The sequence below is a fragment of the Sphingobium sp. RC1 genome (assembly GCF_059738765.1).
Genome location: NZ_AP027306.1, coordinates 1906400 through 1922273, shown reverse-complemented (window position 1 = coordinate 1922273; position 15874 = coordinate 1906400). Strand labels below are relative to the sequence as shown.

20 protein-coding genes are annotated in these 15874 nt (G+C 60.7%); 11 read left to right on the top strand and 9 right to left on the bottom strand.

The window, feature by feature from the left end:
* Positions 1 to 163: 163 nt before the first annotated feature.
* Both aroB and AC6JBC_RS09470 read right to left on the bottom strand, forming a co-directional pair.
* Positions 164 to 1273 (bottom strand): 3-dehydroquinate synthase, encoded by a 1110-nt coding sequence (gene aroB, locus AC6JBC_RS09475; RefSeq protein ID WP_498023958.1) that lies wholly within the window; start codon positions 1271 to 1273, stop codon positions 164 to 166.
* Entirely contained in the window at positions 1264 to 1812 is a 549-nt protein-coding gene (locus tag AC6JBC_RS09470) for a shikimate kinase (protein ID WP_464779851.1), read from the bottom strand. The genes aroB and AC6JBC_RS09470 overlap by 10 nt, the downstream gene beginning before the upstream one ends.
* 82 nt (positions 1813 to 1894) lie before the next feature.
* Between AC6JBC_RS09470 and AC6JBC_RS09465 the strand changes: the two genes are divergently transcribed.
* From AC6JBC_RS09465 to AC6JBC_RS09450, 4 genes are read left to right on the top strand one after another with little or no spacing between them, the layout of a single operon-like run.
* Positions 1895 to 2083, top strand: a complete 189-nt coding sequence (locus AC6JBC_RS09465; RefSeq protein WP_196224058.1) for a hypothetical protein — start codon at positions 1895 to 1897, stop codon at positions 2081 to 2083.
* A 4-nt stretch (positions 2084 to 2087) separates the two neighbouring features.
* A complete protein-coding gene (locus AC6JBC_RS09460; RefSeq protein ID WP_498023957.1) occupies positions 2088 to 3899 on the top strand; it encodes a hypothetical protein in 1812 nt (603 codons plus the stop codon).
* Positions 3900 to 3903: 4 nt separating this feature from the next.
* A complete protein-coding gene (locus AC6JBC_RS09455; RefSeq protein WP_498023956.1) occupies positions 3904 to 4821 on the top strand; it encodes a tyrosine recombinase in 918 nt (305 codons plus the stop codon).
* Positions 4822 to 4832: 11 nt separating this feature from the next.
* Entirely contained in the window at positions 4833 to 5777 is a 945-nt protein-coding gene (locus tag AC6JBC_RS09450; protein WP_464789064.1) for an acetyl-CoA carboxylase carboxyltransferase subunit alpha, read from the top strand.
* A gap of 238 nt (positions 5778 to 6015) precedes the next feature.
* Here AC6JBC_RS09450 and AC6JBC_RS09445 read toward each other — a convergent pair whose 3' ends face one another.
* Both AC6JBC_RS09445 and AC6JBC_RS09440 read right to left on the bottom strand, forming a co-directional pair.
* Positions 6016 to 6177, bottom strand: coding sequence for a Flp family type IVb pilin (locus AC6JBC_RS09445; protein ID WP_464789063.1), 162 nt, complete (start codon positions 6175 to 6177; stop codon positions 6016 to 6018).
* A gap of 136 nt (positions 6178 to 6313) precedes the next feature.
* A complete protein-coding gene (locus tag AC6JBC_RS09440; protein ID WP_498023955.1) occupies positions 6314 to 6499 on the bottom strand; it encodes a Flp family type IVb pilin in 186 nt (61 codons plus the stop codon).
* An 80-nt stretch (positions 6500 to 6579) separates the two neighbouring features.
* Here AC6JBC_RS09440 and AC6JBC_RS09435 point away from each other — a divergent pair, with 80 nt between their 5' ends.
* Positions 6580 to 6987, top strand: coding sequence for a (deoxy)nucleoside triphosphate pyrophosphohydrolase (locus tag AC6JBC_RS09435; RefSeq protein WP_498023954.1), 408 nt, complete (start codon positions 6580 to 6582; stop codon positions 6985 to 6987).
* 36 nt (positions 6988 to 7023) lie between these two features.
* Here AC6JBC_RS09435 and bfr read toward each other — a convergent pair whose 3' ends face one another.
* The 3 genes from bfr to AC6JBC_RS09420 form a co-directional block, all read right to left on the bottom strand.
* Complete coding sequence (gene bfr / locus AC6JBC_RS09430; protein ID WP_498023953.1) at positions 7024 to 7503, bottom strand: bacterioferritin; 480 nt, start codon at positions 7501 to 7503, stop codon at positions 7024 to 7026.
* 152 nt (positions 7504 to 7655) lie between these two features.
* Complete coding sequence (locus tag AC6JBC_RS09425) at positions 7656 to 7826, bottom strand: (2Fe-2S)-binding protein (protein WP_464794587.1); 171 nt, start codon at positions 7824 to 7826, stop codon at positions 7656 to 7658.
* 55 nt (positions 7827 to 7881) lie between these two features.
* A complete protein-coding gene (locus tag AC6JBC_RS09420) occupies positions 7882 to 9126 on the bottom strand; it encodes a DUF418 domain-containing protein (RefSeq protein ID WP_498023952.1) in 1245 nt (414 codons plus the stop codon).
* Positions 9127 to 9185: 59 nt separating this feature from the next.
* On the opposite strand from AC6JBC_RS09420, the gene AC6JBC_RS09415 reads away from it, so the two are divergent.
* A complete protein-coding gene (locus AC6JBC_RS09415; RefSeq protein ID WP_498023951.1) occupies positions 9186 to 9953 on the top strand; it encodes a methyltransferase domain-containing protein in 768 nt (255 codons plus the stop codon).
* 38 nt (positions 9954 to 9991) lie between these two features.
* Here the strand turns inward: AC6JBC_RS09415 and purL are convergent, their stop codons facing one another.
* A complete protein-coding gene (gene purL / locus AC6JBC_RS09410; RefSeq protein ID WP_498023950.1) occupies positions 9992 to 12169 on the bottom strand; it encodes a phosphoribosylformylglycinamidine synthase subunit PurL in 2178 nt (725 codons plus the stop codon).
* Between the two features lie 107 nt (positions 12170 to 12276).
* Between purL and AC6JBC_RS09405 the strand changes: the two genes are divergently transcribed.
* A complete protein-coding gene (locus tag AC6JBC_RS09405) occupies positions 12277 to 12720 on the top strand; it encodes a DUF805 domain-containing protein (protein WP_498023949.1) in 444 nt (147 codons plus the stop codon).
* A gap of 49 nt (positions 12721 to 12769) precedes the next feature.
* Here AC6JBC_RS09405 and AC6JBC_RS09400 read toward each other — a convergent pair whose 3' ends face one another.
* Positions 12770 to 13153, bottom strand: coding sequence for a hypothetical protein (locus tag AC6JBC_RS09400; protein WP_498023948.1), 384 nt, complete (start codon positions 13151 to 13153; stop codon positions 12770 to 12772).
* A 170-nt stretch (positions 13154 to 13323) separates the two neighbouring features.
* Between AC6JBC_RS09400 and AC6JBC_RS09395 the strand changes: the two genes are divergently transcribed.
* From AC6JBC_RS09395 to AC6JBC_RS09380, 4 genes are all read left to right on the top strand, one after another.
* Positions 13324 to 13584 (top strand): exodeoxyribonuclease VII small subunit, encoded by a 261-nt coding sequence (locus AC6JBC_RS09395; protein WP_196224044.1) that lies wholly within the window; start codon positions 13324 to 13326, stop codon positions 13582 to 13584.
* Positions 13585 to 13595: 11 nt separating this feature from the next.
* Positions 13596 to 14504 (top strand): polyprenyl synthetase family protein, encoded by a 909-nt coding sequence (locus AC6JBC_RS09390; protein WP_498023947.1) that lies wholly within the window; start codon positions 13596 to 13598, stop codon positions 14502 to 14504.
* A 3-nt stretch (positions 14505 to 14507) separates the two neighbouring features.
* Positions 14508 to 15020, top strand: coding sequence for a pantetheine-phosphate adenylyltransferase (gene coaD / locus AC6JBC_RS09385; protein WP_464772134.1), 513 nt, complete (start codon positions 14508 to 14510; stop codon positions 15018 to 15020).
* Positions 15021 to 15114: 94 nt separating this feature from the next.
* Positions 15115 to 15873, top strand: coding sequence for a peptidylprolyl isomerase (locus tag AC6JBC_RS09380; RefSeq protein WP_464794594.1), 759 nt, complete (start codon positions 15115 to 15117; stop codon positions 15871 to 15873).
* Position 15874 lies beyond the last annotated feature (1 nt).

Genomic DNA, 15874 nt, shown 5'->3' with positions numbered 1-15874 from the left:
CCCGGAGGCGTTCAAACGAGGCACGTGACTCGTTTGAAGGGTTAGGGGAGGGTCCGAGCGTAGCGAGCTTCTAAGCTAGCCTTTTGAAATGGGCCACGTTGCAATGGCCCACCCCCGGCCCCTCCCGCTTGCGGGAGGGGAGCAGCATCGCACTCGCTGGACCTCAAACGTCCGCCCGGTCCTCGTCGAGGAACGCGGCCACATCATCCAGCGCCACATCCTTTGACAGGAATGTCTTTCCAATCCCCCGCACCAGCAGGAAGGGGAGGGTGCCAGCCGCCATCTTTTTGTCGTGCAGCATATGAGCAACCAAAGCGGCGCCGTCGGCTTTCACATGAGCATTTGCAAGATCATGGGGCAGACCAACCGACTTCAGATGTGCTGTCACCCGATCCGCATCCTCCGTCGCGCATATACCCAGCCGCGCGGAATAGCGGAAAGCGAGCGCCATGCCCGCCGCCACGCCTTCGCCATGCAGCAGCAGATCGGAAAAGCCCGTATCCGCCTCCAGCGCATGCCCAAAAGTATGGCCAAGGTTCAGCAGTGCGCGGCGACCGGATGTTTCCCGTTCGTCATCCGCGACGATGGCGGCTTTTGCGCGAACGCTTCGTTCGATCGCGAATTCGCGTGCGTCGCGGTCGCCTGCCAGGAGCTTCTGACCCTCGGCTTCACACCATACGAAGAAATCCGGGTCATCTATCAGCCCATATTTCACGACCTCGGCATAGCCCGCGCGGGTCTCGCGCGCGGGCAAGCTGTCGAGCGTCGATGGGTCGATAAGGACAAGGCTGGGTTGATAGAAGCTGCCGATCAGGTTCTTGCCCGCGCTCGCGTTGATCGCAGTCTTGCCGCCGACTGAGCTATCCACCTGGGCGAGCAGCGTCGTTGGCACCTGGATGAAGTGGCAGCCGCGCTTCAGGATGGACGCGGCGAACCCGACGAGATCACCGATCACGCCGCCACCAAGCGCCACGACATGATCGCCACGTTCCACTTCCAGGGCCAGCAATTGATCGAGCAATTGCTCAAGGTGTCGCCAGCTTTTCGTCTGCTCGCCTGCGGGCAGGATGATGGGTTCGACGGCGATACCGGCGCCGCGCAGGCTGGTTTCGAGCCGCGGAAGCTGCGCCTTGGCGACATTGGCGTCCGTCACGACGATCAGCCTGCCGCTGCGGGCATAGGGCGCAAGATGATCGGCCGCCCGGTCCAGCGCGCCTTGTTCGATCACGATATCGTAACTGCGCGCATCCAGCGCGACGCGAACTATTGCCATGCGGCCAGTTTCTCCAGGATGCGCTCGACCGCCACTTCGTGCGGGGCGGCGATGCTCTTCACATGAATGGGCGCGAGGGCGTAGACAGGATTGCGCACCGCCGCCAGTTCAGTCAGCACGACGCGAGGATCCTTGCCCTTCAAGAGAGGACGTCCTTCCCGCCGCGACACCCGATCGACCAAAGTGTCGATGTCGGCGTCGAGCCATATCGCAGTCCCCTGATCGAGGATAAGCGCGCGTGTCTCTTCCTGCATGAACGCGCCGCCGCCGGTTGCGATCACCTTTGGCTCATCGTCCAGCAACCGGGCGATCACCCGGCGTTCGCCATCGCGAAAATATCCTTCGCCATAGCGTTCGAACATTTCCGAAATCGTCATGCCAGCGGCCTTTTCGATCTCTTCATCCGCATCTACGAAGGCAAGGCCAAGCCGCGCCGCCAACCGGCGTCCCACCGTCGATTTGCCGACGCCCATCATCCCGATGAGGACGATGGAACCGCGCTTTGACTGCGGAGGCACGGATTTGCTGTTTCGCTGCATTGCGGAGGGGGCTATACATCCCCCCGTCGCAGAGGCAAATCGCAACTTTCCTCAACTTCACGGCTCGGCCGCACAAGGATTCATGAGAAGCAATCGTTCCTTCAGCACCTTCGAGAGCGGTTCGCGTCGTCGCGGCACGCGCTTGCCCATCATTCCCATTGTCCTGATCGTCCTGGTGATCGGTCTGGTCGCGCTGCTCTGGTCGCGCGGCGGAGAACGGCCGCAGCAGCGAGTGGAAAAGGCCATTCCCGCCGAAAAGCTGGGCAAATAAAGGCATGCGTCAAGGCCGGTTGAATGCGAAATGGGCGCTTGGAACGCTTGCGCTCGCTCTCACGCTGCCGGTGATTGCGCAGGAGTCGCCTGAATCGCTCCTGCCCCCCGGCTTTGGAGAGGCGCCCGAGACGCCACCCGCCGCCGGATCGCAAACGCCGCGACCGGCAAGTCCGGCTGCTCCCGTTCCGATGATTCAGCCCTTGCCGTCCGGCAGCGCCATGGCTCCTGCAGACAATGCAGTGGGAAATGGTCCAGAGGAAGCGCTGTCAGAAGAAGAGCTGGCGGCGCAAAAGCAGAAATATGACCTTCCTGAAGGCGCGCATCGGTCGCTGGACCGGATTGGACCGCTGACGCCCGAACGGCGTGGCATGGCGCCTGATGCCTTCGGCGCGCAGTCCGGGCAATTTCTCGCCACGTTGATGAAGGAAATGCGGGCGCCGATCACGTCGCGCTGGGCCTCTATCCTGTTGCGGCGTGCGCTGCTCTCCGCGACCGACACGCCTCGTGATATCGACGGCGCCGACTGGGTTGCGGAGCGGGCCTGGTTGCTGCTGCGCATGGGTGAGGCGGATAGCGCGCGGCTGCTGGTGCAGAGCGTCGATTCGGACAAGTTCACGCCACGCCTCTATGCGGTGGCCATGCAGACTTATCTGGCCACGGCGGATCCGGCTGGCCTGTGCCCTCTGTCGGCTGGCGCGCTGCGTCACAGCAAGGAGCCGGGGTGGGACATGACGCGGGCGATCTGCCCGGCATTGTCGGGCGATCAGGGGTCGGCGAGCGCTGCGCTCAATCAGGCCCAGCGGCGCGGCGTGGTGCGCGGCATAGATTATCGGCTCGCGGAAAAGGTCGTGGGCACCGGATTTGACGCGCGGCGATCAGTGAAGATCGAATGGGATGGGGTCGATGGGCTGACGGCATGGCGCTTTGGCCTGGCAACCGCGCTCAATGTGGAAATCCCCGAATCGCTATATGCCACCGCCGGGCGCCATGTCCGCGCGTGGGAAGCGCGCGCGCCTGCGCTCAGCGCGGTTCGTCGCCTGCCAGGCAGCGAGGCGGCGGCCCAACTTGGCGTGTTTTCGAGCCAGGCTTTGGTAGGATTTTACAGTCAGCTTGGCGCTGACGGCGACGCGTCGCCCGAAATTGCCGACCGGGTCGACGCGCTCCGCACCGCCTATCGTGGTGGCTCGTCCGAAGAACGGGTCCAGGCGATGCGGACGCTGTGGCGGGACAATAGCAGGCCTGATTATGTCGGCCTGATCGCCACGGCCAAAGCCGCCGCCGCTTTGCCGGTCGCAAACATCGATGCGAGAGAGGCCGCCAACCTGGTCGCGGCCATGCTGACCGCAGGTTATGATCGCAGCGCGGCGCACTGGAGCGGGGTGGCCCGTCAGGCGGAGGGGGATGGCGCTGGCGACCTCTGGGCGTTGCTGGCGGTCGGCGCGCCCAGTTCAGTTGTCGATATTAGCGAAGGGCGGATTTCTTCCTTCGCGGACGAAGCTGGCGCGGAAAAAGGCCAGATACTGATTGCTGCGCTGGCAGGCCTTGCTCGCATCAATGCGCAGGCAAGCGCTTCATTGGCGCAGGATAAGGGGCTCAACCTGGCGGCGAATAGCCGGTGGGCGAGGGCGATCCATCAGGCGGCGGCGAGGGGGGAGAAAGCCACCGTCGCCCTGCTCGCGGCAGTGGGCATGCAAACGGCAGAGTGGAATCGTCTGCCACCCGCTCATCTCTATCATATCGTCGCTGCTCTGCATCAGGTCGGGCTTGATCCCGAAGCGCGGATGATCGCGGCGGAGGCGATTACGCGGATTTAATCCCATGGGCGAAGATGGCGCGCTGATCGGTCGTTTTCTGGAAATGGTGGCGGCTGAACGAGGGGCGTCGCGCAACACCTTGCTGGCCTACCGCGCCGACCTGGAAGGCGCGGCGGCGATTTTGGGTGGCCTTTCGATCGCGACGAAGGAAACCGTTGCGGGATTGGCCACAGCCTGGGCAGAGCTGGCGGCTTCGTCCGTTGCGCGAAAAGTCTCGGCACTGCGCGCATTTTACGGCTTTCTGGAAGAAGAGGGGCTGCGGGCCGACAATCCCTCCACGGCGCTGCCACGCCCCGCAACGCGCAGGTCCCTGCCAAAGATATTGTCGGCGCAAGAAGTCGAATCACTCTTTGCTTTGATCCAACAGAAACTGGCGGTCGAGCATCCCAGCGCGTTGGATCTTCGTCTGTCCGCCCTGATCGAGCTGTTATACGGTTCCGGTTTACGGGCTACCGAACTGGTATCCTTGCCCCGTCGCGCGCTGGCAGCGGATCGGCCGTTCCTGATTTTGAAGGGCAAGGGCGCGCGCGAGCGACTGGTGCCGATATCGGATCGGGCGCGGGCCGCCGTTTCCACGTGGTTGCCGCATGTCCCTGCGGAAAGTCCCTGGCTGTTCCCGTCGGGAAAAACTTATCTCAGCCGCATTCGGCTCTATCAGCTGGTGAAGCAACTGGCCGCCGCGGCCGGTATCGCTCCACAGCGGGTCAGTCCCCATGTGCTGCGCCATGCCTTCGCCACGCACCTGCTGGAAGGGGGAGCGGACCTGCGCGCGTTGCAGTCGATGCTTGGCCATGCCGATATCGGAACGACCCAAATCTACACGCATGTCGATAGCCGCCGACTGGTCGAACTGGTCAATAGCCGTCATCCGCTGGCGACAATGCGCCATCGTTTCGTTGACGAAGAAGCGTCTGCCCCCTAACGCCGTCGGCCATGGTTAGCTTTCTGGAATTTGAAAAACCTATCGCCGAGCTAGAGGCGCGTGTCATCGAATTGCGCGCGACGGCCAGCGCCGGTGACATCGATATCGGCGACGAGATCGATAAGCTTGAACAGCGCGCGACCAAGGTGCTTGTGGACACATATGCCAAGCTGACGCCTTGGCAGAAGACCCAGGTTGCCCGTCATCCCGACCGCCCGCACTTCAAGGATTATGTCGCGGGCATGTTCGACAATTTCATGCCCCTTGCTGGTGACCGCGCGTTTTCGGATGATCAGGCGATCATTGGCGGTCTGGCGATGCTGGGTGACCGCCGCGTCATGGTGATCGGTCATGAAAAGGGTGACGACACCGCCAGCCGCGTTCGTCATAATTTTGGGATGGCGAAGCCTGAAGGCTATCGCAAGGCGATCCGCCTGATGCAATTGGCTGACCGTTTTGGGCTGCCGGTCGTCACATTGGTTGACACATCGGGCGCGTTCCCTGGCGTACAGGCGGAAGAGCGCGGTCAGGCTGAGGCGATTGCCCGCTCGACCGAACAGTGCTTGGCCTTGGGTGTGCCCATGGTCGCTGCGGTAGTAGGTGAGGGTGGCTCCGGCGGCGCGGTGGCGTTGGCCGCCGCGAACCGGGTGTTGATGTTCGAACATGCGGTCTATTCGGTCATTTCCCCCGAAGGCTGCGCATCGATCCTGTGGCGGACTGCCAACAAGGCGAGCGATGCCGCCACTGCCATGCAGGTTACCGCCCAGCATCTTAAGGATTTGGGCGTCATCGACCGGATCATCGCGGAGCCCATCGGCGGCGCGCATCGTGAGCCGGTGCAGGCGATCGCCAGCCTAGGTGCCGCCATTGGCGAAGAGTTGGATTCCCTGGCCGGGTTGAGCGCGCAGGATCTTCGTACTGATCGGGCTGATAAGTTCCTCGCCATCGGCGCTTGATCTAAGATTGCTCTCTGGGAACATTCACCGGAACGTCGTTTCGTCCCGGTAACAGGTTGAGCATGTCTGGAGGAGACATGAAGAGGGAATTAGCGTTGATGGGTGGCGCGATCAGTGTCGCGCCGTTCTCGTAGTACCTTCCGTCCGTGGTCAGCAGCGGGCAATCCAGATAGTGACGAAGATGCACAAAAAAAGGCGGCGGGATTGCTCCGGCCGCCTTTTTTCTATCGTTCCAAAATCAACCCATGTTGTTCGAAACTTTGTTGAAGGTGTTGGTTAGCTTGCCGCCGAGGCTGGTCATTGCGCCGATGGCGGCGACAGCGATCAGAGCTGCGATCAGGCCATACTCGATGGCCGTTGCACCCTTTTCATTCTTCAGCATCTTGCGAACGAACTTCATGTGAAGTCTCCTTGACTAGAAAAAATCCCGTTTAACTACCCGGCCGCCCCGCTTGAAATAGGTCAGCTATGGACGGTTTATGGGAGTTAGGTTGACAAAGATTTAATGGCGCGAAGGAAGTGTCAGATATTGATGGTTAATGCGCGAGAACCTCTGCGGCGACGTTGTTCCACATGCGAGTGGTTTTGTTTGCGACATTCGATATCGCCGCGAGTGCGGCCAGACAGACCAAGGCCAGGATCAGCCCATATTCGACTGCGGTTGCTCCCCGTTGACACTGCAACAACCCCGGTCGGGATAGGTTTTTGATCAACCCGCGCATTGCATCACCCGTTTATTGCAGACAGTCCCGTTTAGCCTTGTAAAAGAGCCAGAGTTAACAAACCCCTTTGCTGGACGCATATGACGATAATTGATCCCTTGTTGGTAGTGGCCGCCGCACTTGTCGATGCGGATGGCCGGGTGCTGCTACAGCAACGACCGCCTGGCAAAGCGATGGCGAGCTTGTGGGAATTTCCCGGGGGAAAGGTGGAGGCGAGCGAAGCGCCTGAGGCTGCACTGGTCCGCGAACTGGAAGAAGAACTGGGGATCCGTACCCACACCAGTTGCCTCGCGCCCGCGGCTTTTGCCAGCGAGCCGCTCGGCGACCGGCACCTCTTGCTTCTGCTCTATGTTTGCCGAAAATGGGAGGGCCTGCCCGAGGCGCGGCATGCCACGGAGCTTAAATGGGTCAGGCCCAACCTGATGTATGCGCTGGATATGCCGCCGGCGGACCTGCCGTTGATTGGCCTGCTCGATTCGCTGATCTGAAATAGGGCGGGCTAACGGCGTGGCCCGCCCGCCGAATCACTCTTCTCTGGCCTTGCTCTGCAGCTGAATGTAGTTCTGAATGCCCATGCGTTCGATCATTTCGAACTGGGTTTCCAGCGTATCGACATGCTCTTCCTCGCTTTCGAGGATCGACTGGAACAGATCGCGGCTGACATAATCGCGCACTGTCTCGCAATAGGCGATGGCATCCTTCAGAACGGGAAGTGCTTCATATTCCAACTCAAGGTCGGCCTTCAGTACCTCTTCGACCGTTTCACCGATTTTCAGGCGGCCAAGCAGCTGGAAATTGGGCAAGCCGTCGAGGAAGAGGATGCGTTCCGCCACCTTGTCGGCATGCTTCATCTCATCGATCGACTCTTCATATTCGAATTTGGCGAGCTTCTCGATGCCCCAATGATCGAGCATCCGGTAATGCAGGAAATATTGATTGATCGCGGTCAGCTCATTCTTGAGGACCTCGTTGAGATAGTCGATGACCTTGGAGTCACCCTTCATGGCGTTGTCCTCAGGCTATTGGAATGAAGCCGTAACTATAATGCCGTCACGGGCTTTTGTTAACCGGAAACGCTCGAAAAACGGGGATTTTACTAGACGCTATTGCGTCAAGTTCGCGTCAGAAGGGGGGCTGCGGATGTCACGCAATCGGATCAGGCGGTCGCGCGTTCGGCAGCTATCAGCGTGCGGGCGAAAGGTACGCATTGGCCGCATTTGGGCCGACGGCCGAGGCGAGCATAGGCGCTGCAAGGGGTATCCGCGCCGCTCCGCACGGCTTCCTTCAGATCCTTTTCGCGAATGGCATTGCAGACACAGACGACCATGAGGCTCTCCCTGACTCGGGAAATATCTGAAATGATAATGGGTCGCAATAGAATATTAGATGCTGTTGCGAATCTTTTGCGATTTCCCGCGAGCCAAACTTCGCCACAGCCATTCCAATGGTCCCACGGCGAATCGAGAGAGCCAGGCGGTCGACCAGACAAGCATGAACAGCCATCCACACAGCACCACCAGCGGCAGTTCCAACGGCCGGAGATGCGAAAATAGCCCTAGTCCCCATCCATAGAAAACAGCGCACATGATGAGGCTGGTGCCGAGATAATTGCTGAGAGCCAGGCGCCCCGTGCGCGCGACCGCCATCGTCATGCGGCTCTGTCGATGTCGCGTGAAGATCCACAGGATCAGTGCCGCCCAGCCTGCCGCAAGCGGGATGCGGAAAGGAAATGACCAGGCAAGCGACGCGCCTATGGACGGGACAACAGGGAAGTTTCGCCAGAGCAGCCAGCCCGCGAGCGCCACCATGGGTGGCAATCCGACCAGGAAACAATGGCGGGCAGTGCGCCAATATTGCTCTGCTTCCCATCGTCCAGTCAGGAAGCCGCCCTTCAGCATCGCCATGCCCATGAGCATGAAACCAAGAGTGTCGAATGCGCTCATGAAGAAGGTCCACCACCAATCGTGGAGCAAAAGGTGCAAATGATGCCTCAGGATGGTTGCGAAGCTGCCACGGTAGGTGGCGATCTCCTGCCGGATGGTTGGATCATCCGGGTTGGTGAATGGGCCGATATATTGCGCGAAGCTATCCCGGATGCTGGCGGTCGCGCTTGGTGCGACGGCCGCGTCTGCCCATCCGTGGATGCTGAATATGAACAGCGCGCAGATCAGAAAATGCGCGAGGAAGAAGAAAAAGGCCCATTTGATGAGCGCCAACGGTTCCTTGCGGACGAACAGCATCGCGATCAGCCCGATCAGGGCATAGTTCATCAATATGTCGCCCGCCCACAGCAGTAGATAATGGGCAAGGCCGAAGACGAACAGCCAAGCCGCCCGGACGATTTGCGCCCGATGTCCATCACGCCCCTCCATCTCCTCCCGATCAATAAGCAGCAGCATGGACGCGCCGAACAATATGGAAAAAAGAGCCCGCATCTTTCCGTCGAAAAACAGGAAGCTGATGAGCCAGAACAGTTTATCGCCGACGGACAGCGGGCCAACAGCGGTCGGATTGAAATAAGCCGTTTGCGGCAGGGCAAAGGCGCTAATGTTCATCCACAATATGCCCATGACGGCGCACCCGCGCAGCACGTCCATGGCGGCAATCCGGGATGAAGGGGGATGCATGCGGCGAGGTTCCTTAAAGACGCTGGCAAAGTCGGCGGGGCTCTGTCATGCGACTAGCCATGAACAGCGGCCGCAAGCAACGGATAAGCGAAGCATTCGGCGCGGCGGCCGATCATTACGAAGATCATGCCGGTCCCCAACGCGCAGCAGCGGCGCTGGTCGCCGACCTTGCTCAGCGGCAGAAGCCCGGCGGGGTGGGCCGTATCCTCGAGATCGGTTGCGGCACGGGCCTGCTGACTCGCGATATTCAGCAGCGCTGGCCGAAGGCGGAGTTGTTGGTCACCGATCTTTCTCCGGAAATGCTGGCTCGAACGGCTACAGGGGCGTTCGTCGCGGGGACTTTTCTTGCCATGGATGGCGAAGCGCCGCCGTTCGAGGGAGAGTGGTTCGACCTCATCCTGTCGAGCCTCGCCTTTCAATGGTTCGATGACCTGGAAGAGGCCATCGCTCGCCTGGTGGCGCTGTTGAGACCGGGGGGCAGCCTGATCTTTTCTACCATGGGAAAGGATAGCTTTGGTCAATGGCGAGCAGCTCATCAGGCTTGCGACCTTGTTCCCGGTGTGCCCAATTACCCCTCGCTCGATGACCTGTCCTCAATGCTGCGCCGATATGAGGATGCCTTCGCCTTCGATGAAACTTGTTCGCTCAATTGCAACGGCGCACGCGGCCTGATTGCTCATTTGAAAGGCATTGGTGCGGTGGTGTCGAGCGAAGGCTGGAAACCGCTTTCGCCGAAAGAACTGAAGAAGGTGATGGCGGCATTCGATGCCGGAGATGGCACTGACGCCTATCAGATATTGTTCGGACGGGTGACCCGGCCTGCCTGACATGGCTCCTGCTGGGCAGGAGCCATGTGCATTAGCTCTTACAGTTCCGCGTCCATCAGGTTGGGGAAGAAGCCCTCGTGCGCAGAGCGTAGGTCAGCGAGATTCACGCCCGCCACATTGTCGCCGCCGACAGTGCCGATCCTGACTGCCCCGGAAATCTCCGTACCGGCCGCCGCTGTTACGATATAGCGGCCCTGATCTTCGCCAAAGGCCGCTGCGGTGTTCCATTCGATGTCGAGCTGCGCGCCGATTCCGCCTGCCAGAGCCATTTCGGCGATGGTAACCAGCAGGCCGCCATCTGAAATATCATGAACGGCATTGACCTTGCCTTGCGCGATCAACGTGCGGACAGCTTCGGCATTGGTTCGTTCGGCGGCCAAGTCTACCTTCGGCGCGTCGCCAGCTTCGCGGCCTTGAATTTCCCGCAGCCAAATGGACTGGCCGAGATGTGTGCCTTCGCCGCCGATCAGCCAGATTGCATCGCCTTCCTGCTTGAAAGCAACGGTCGCCATCACATCGACGTCCTTCAACAGGCCAATGCCGCCGATTGCGGGAGTGGGCAGGATTGCCGAGCCGCCGCCCGTCGCCTTCGATTCATTGTAGAGAGAGACGTTGCCCGACACGATGGGGAAGTCGAGCGCGCGGCAGGCGTCGCCCATGCCTTCCAGACAGCCGGTGAGCTGCGCCATGATTTCCGGACGCTGTGGATTGGCGAAGTTCAGGCAGTTGGTGACGGCAAGCGGGGTCGCGCCAACGGCCGAGATGTTGCGATAGCATTCGGCGATTGCCTGCTTTCCGCCCTCATAAGGATCGGCATAGCAATAGCGCGGGGTGCAATCAGTGCTGATCGCGATTCCCTTTTGCGAGCCGTGGACGCGCACCACTGCGGCGTCGCCGCCGGGGCGCTGCACCGTGTCGGCGCCGACCATGTGGTCATATTGCTCCCAGATCCAGCGGCGGCTGGCGATGTCGGGGGAACCCATCAGCTTGACGAGATCGGCGCCGATGTCCGCGCTTTCAGCGATTTCGCCCAGCGGCTGGACGCCGGACCAAGCCTTATATTCGTCCTTCGGCATCGACGGGCGATCGTAGAGCGGGGCGTCGTCGGCCAGCGGGGCAAGTGGGATGTCGCACACCGTTTCGCCCTTGTGCACCAGAACCATGCGGCCCGTGTCGGTTACATGGCCGATCACGGCGAAATCCAGCTCCCACTTCCGGAAAATGGCTTCGGCGAAAGCTTCCTTGCCCGGCTGGAGCACCATGAGCATGCGCTCCTGGCTTTCCGAGAGCATCATTTCATAGGCCGTCATGCCGGTTTCCCGCTGCGGCACGTCGTCCATGTTAAGCTGAATGCCGACGCCACCCTTTGACGCCATTTCGACCGAGGAGGAGGTGAGGCCCGCCGCGCCCATGTCCTGGATGGCGACGATTGCGTCCGATGCCATGAGTTCAAGGCAGGCTTCGATCAGCAGCTTTTCGGTAAAAGGGTCGCCGACCTGCACGGTCGGGCGCTTGGCGTCCGCATCGTCCCCGAAATCGGCCGACGCCATGGTCGCGCCATGGATGCCGTCACGGCCGGTCTTGGACCCCACATAGACGATCGGATTGCCGATGCCGCTGGCAGCCGAATAGAAAATCTTGTCCGTGTCCGCGACGCCCACGGTCATCGCATTGACCAGGATGTTGCCGTCATAGGCTGGATGGAAATTCACCTCGCCGCCTACCGTCGGCACGCCGACGCAATTGCCATAGCCGCCGATGCCATGCACCACGCCGCTGATGAGGTGCTTCATCTTCGGATGATCGGGGCGGCCAAAGCGCAGCGCGTTCATGTTCGCCACTGGACGCGCGCCCATGGTGAAGACGTCGCGCAGGATGCCGCCAACGCCCGTCGCCGCGCCCTGATAGGGTTCGATATAGGACGGGTGGTTGTGGCTCTCCATCTTGAAGATTGCGGCTTGCCCATCGCCGATATCGACGACGCCCGCATTCTCGCCGGGACCGCAGATGACTTGCGGGCCTTCCGTCGGCAGCTTTTTCAGGTGGATGCGGCTCGACTTGTAGGAGCAATGCTCCGACCACATGACCGAGAAGATGCCCAGTTCCGTCAGATTCGGCTCACGGCCGAGGGCGTTCAGAACGCGGTCATATTCTTCCGGCGAAAGGCCATGTTCGGCGACGATTTCCGGGGTGATCTGAGTGGCTGCGGTCGACATGAGCGCGCCTTTAGCCGGGGAGGGGCGGATAGACAATCCTCGCGCGGCTGAACTCGGGAAAACATGCTATTTATATGCGTTGGATCACCGATCGGAGGACGGGACATATGGAATGGATGTTGTTGCCGCTTCGCCGCTACGCCCGTTTTTCCGGCCGTGCGCGGCCCAAGGAATATTGGATGTTCATCCTCTTCCTTCTGCTTTGCTTCATCGCGATTGGCATTGTCGAAGGGCTGCTGGGCCTCAGCACCACCGAACATTGGGTACGGCGCGGCCCCTGGTGGTTCGATACCGGCTATCACACGCGGGGAGGTCCGCTCACCGGCCTGTTCGGCCTGGCCATTCTAATCCCATGGCTCGCCGTGGCAGTGCGACGGTTGCATGACACGGATCGAAGCGGTTTGTGGCTGCTGATCATTTTCTTCCCGCTGATCGGAAGCCTGGTTTTGCTGGTCTTCTTCATCATGAGCGGGACGCGCGGTTCCAACCGCTTTGGTCCTGACCCCGTAGAGGTTGGTGAGCCCGAACTGGTCGGCAGGATAGGGAAATGAAAAAGGCCGGGCTGTTGAGCCCGGCCTGTGAAAGACATGGAAATGTTGATCAGGCTTTGCAGCTAACGCCGCTTTTGCCCGGAAGGGTGGCGGTGATCTGCTTGCCGCTGCCATCGACCGAATAGCCGCCTTCGGCTGTGAAGGGCTTGCCAGCTTCGGGGGCGACGAGCTTTGTCGGCGCGCCGTTCTTTTCAGTGCGCAGGTTGGCGGTCTTATCGTCGCTGAGGAAGTCGACGAAAATGAGGCTGTTATCCTTGCAGCGATACTGGCGGCTTACCTTCACAGAAGGCGGCAGTTCGACAGGCGCGGCATTGGCGAGCTGTTGAGCCATCGGATCGGCAGGGCCGCCGACGACTTCGGGTTCATCATTTTTGTTGCAAGCGGAGAGCATGCTGAGAGCAACGGCGGAAATCAGGGGGAGATAATATTTCATAGCGGTCCTTCTATGTGCACTTGCTGGCGCGAGCGTCAACGCAAAACTGCCAAAATCCCTCCAGTCTTGTGCGAGTTTCGATGACGCTTTTGTTGCAAGCAGGCCCGGAATCGGCCTTGCGGCGTGGTGCAGGCTTGACCCGGCCACTTGCGCTCGCCAATGCATGGGGCATGGCCGAAGACAGCAAGACAGAGCCGGGCGATTTGTCCCAATTGTCGTTTGAGGATGCGCTGCGGGCGCTGGAGTCGATTGTCCGCCGACTGGAAAGCGGTGATGTGCCGCTCGACGAGTCGATCTCGCTCTATGCGCAGGGGGAAGAGCTGCGCAAGCGCTGCCTTGAACGTTTGCAGGCGGCGGAGGCTCGCATCCAGAAATTGACCATCGATCCCAGCGGCGCCGTCACGGGCGCCCAGCCTTTCGGCGCGGATTGAGCGCCGCGGTCATGGAGGGGCTGACCTCCGGTTCAGCGATGGTGACTGTCCGGGCGGCTGCCGTCGCCGCGGACATTGATCGCGCGTTTGAACTGTTGCTGACCGTTCCCGATGATCCGCGTGCGCGCCTTTATGAGGCCATGCGCCATGCGGCCATAGGCGGCGGCAAGAGATTGCGTCCCCTGTTGGTGCAGGCGGCGGGCGAGTTGTTCAACATCTCCCAGGATTCGCTGCTTCGCGTCGGGTTGGCTGTCGAATGCATCCACGTCTACTCGCTGGTGCATGATGATCTTCCGGCGATGGATGATGATGACATGCGCCGGGGCAAGCCGACGATCCACAAGGCTTTTGATGAGGCGACGGCGATCCTGGCCGGGGATTGTCTTCATGATCTTGCCTTCGAAATATTGGCCGATGAAGAGACGCATCCGGACCCCTTCGTTCGGGTGGAACTTGTAAAGGCACTGGCGCTGTCCAGCGGTCCTGCGGGGATGGCGGGTGGGCAGATGATGGATCTGGAGGCGGAAGGCACCAGCTTCGACCTCGTCACCGTAACGCGCCTGCAACAGCTTAAGACCGGGGCGCTCATTGCATTTTGTGTGGACGCGGCGGCGATCATGGCGCGCATTCCGGCCGATGCTCGCACCAGCCTTCATGGCTATGCGCGCGACATCGGCCTGGCTTTCCAGATTGCCGACGATCTGCTGGATGTCGAAGGTGACGCCGATCTGGCGGGTAAGGCGCTTGGCAAGGATGCGGCGGCGGGCAAGGAAACCTTCGTGTCCCTGCTGGGCGTTGAGCGTGCGCGTGAACAGGCGCGTTTGCTGGTGGATCAGGCCAAGGCGCATCTTCATAGTTTCGGCGGGGAGGCCGATCTGCTGCGATCAATCGCAGACTATATCGTGGAAAGGGACCGGTAAGGCATGAGCAGGCAGCGGGTGGGGGTCTATCCCGGCACGTTCGACCCGATCACTTTGGGTCACATGGACATTATTCGCCGAGGGGCCAAGCTGGTCGACAAGCTGGTGATCGGCGTTACCACCAACATTTCCAAATCGCCCATGTTCTCCGATGAAGAGCGGCTGGAGATGGTGCGCCGTGAATGCGTTGGCATCGACGCGGACATCGTGGTCACCGGCTTTAATTCACTGCTTATGGATTTCGCCGAATCGCAAGGCGCCAGCGTGATCATTCGGGGCATTCGGGGCGTCACCGACTTCGAATATGAATATCAGCTCACCGGTATGAACCGGCAGATCAACCATCGGGTCGAAACCGCCTTTCTGATGGCCGACGTCTCGCTTCAGCCGATCGCATCTCGCTTGGTCAAGGAAATCGCCTTTTACGGCGGGCCGATCGACAAGTTTGTCAGCCCCAGCGTGCGGGATGATGTGGTCGCCCGGGTGGCGCGCCTCGGAAAGAAGGGCGACCAATAAAGGCCGCTCAGCCTTCGTTCAGTTGCCAATCGCGAAGAGCGCGTTATCAGAGCAGCTTCGCCACCAGGCGTTAGATATTAGGGAAAGCTCATCCATGCGGTTCAGTTCGGCGTTCAAGACCGTGGCGATCACTATCGCTCTCTATGCGTCGGGCGGCGTGGCGCTGGCCCAGGGTGGCGGAGGCGCGAATGCCGAAGAGGCAAAAAGAGCCGAGGCTGCCGCGCGGGCCGAGCAGAATGCCAAGTCGATGGGACAGGATCCCAGCGCGAAACTGCCGCCCGCTTCGGTCCCGGTGGACCCGCAGGACGTCTGGGATCTTGACCTGTCGAGCGGCGGCCGTGTTCGCATCCAACTGCGTCCGGACATCGCTCCCCAGCATGTCGAACGTATCAAGCAGCTGACGCGGCAGGGCTTTTACAACGGCCTGAAATTTCACCGCGTGATCCCCGGTTTCATGGCGCAAGGCGGCGACCCGAAGAATGATGGAACCGGTGGATCGTCGCTTCCTGACTTGCAGGCGGAATTCAACCCGATGCCGCATCTTCGCGGCACCGTGTCGATGGCCCGCGCGCAGGATGAGAATAGCGCCAACAGCCAGTTCTTCATCCTGTTCCTGCCCCGCATGCAGCTCGACAAGAAATATACGGTGTTCGGCCGCGTGATCGAAGGTATGCAATATGTCGATGCCATTACGCCGGGCGAGCCGCCCGTAAACCCGACCACGATCCTGCAGGCATCGATTGAAAGCGACGGCAAGCCGCCGGTCATGGCGCTTCCCACGCCGCCTGCGCCTTCGATTATCGCGCCCGCACCCGCACCGGTGAAGAAGGCGTCATCACAGAAGAAGCGATAAG